Source organism: Ruegeria sp. AP12 (assembly GCF_056540025.1).
On record NZ_JBQFVZ010000315.1, the window covers coordinates 1 to 544 of the forward strand.

1 protein-coding gene is annotated in these 544 nt (G+C 63.1%); it reads left to right on the forward strand.

Translation table 11 applies throughout. The annotated features are described in order from the left end of the window. Positions 1-544, forward strand: a 544-nt coding sequence (locus ACR0E6_RS22950) for an arginase family protein (protein WP_480587759.1), incomplete at both ends; no start/stop codon positions are given.

Consider the following 544-nt stretch of genomic DNA (forward strand, 5'->3'; position numbering starts at 1 on the left):
CCGCCGCTGAGCGCTCGGAAGACGCGCGCTTTCGCGTGATCCCGGTGCCGCTGGAACGTACGGTTTCTTATGGTTCCGGCACCGCCAAAGGCCCCGAGGCGATCATCGAGGCCAGCAATGAGCTGGAACGCATCACCGGCCATGCAGAACCCTGCGTCGAGGGTATATTTACCGAAACCCCGCTGGATTGCGACGGCCCCTTGCCCGAGGTGATGGAACGCCTCGCCCAACGGACCGAAGCCGCCATTCGCGCGGGCAAGGTGCCCGTGACCCTGGGCGGAGAGCATTCCCTCAGCTACGGCGCCGTGATGGGTGTGACACGAGCGTTGAACCAGCACGTTGGGATCGTGCAGATCGACGCCCATGCCGATTTGCGCAACGCGTATCAGGGCGAGAAACACTCCCACGCCTCGGTCATGCACCTGCTGGCCGAAGAGGGCATGCGTCTGGCCCAGTTCGGCGTGCGTGCATTTTCAACCGAAGAGGCCAAAAGCCGTCTGAAAAACCATGTCTTCCACGTCGACGCCGAGGAACTGGTCACTGG